Annotated in this window: 1 protein-coding gene; it reads left to right on the top strand. The window is 69.7% G+C overall.

Going from position 1 to position 254, the window contains the following annotated elements; genetic code table 11:
• A partial coding sequence (locus ACNEUN_RS06345) for a hypothetical protein (protein WP_463631601.1) occupies positions 1-237 on the top strand: 237 nt, incomplete at its 5' end.
• Positions 238-254 lie beyond the last annotated feature (17 nt).

The raw sequence follows: 254 nt of genomic DNA on the forward strand, positions 1-254 counted from the left end.
GACCTGCAGCGACTCGAGCGCCGTCTGCGCCGTTTCTTGGCTGAGCGGCACGTGAAACGCCTTCAGGCCGAAGACGTCGACGTCCTGCTCGACGACACACCGGCACCCCACACCACGATGTCCCCAGGCATGGCCGCCGCGCTTCGCGCCCTGCGCGCCGGAGACACCAACGCATTGCGCCGCGCGGGCGCGTCGCCACCGGCTCCGGTGGCCCAGGAACCACCCGTCACGAGCTAGTGGTGATCGTGATGAGG

The organism is Gardnerella sp. C0684A1 (genome assembly GCF_055326835.1).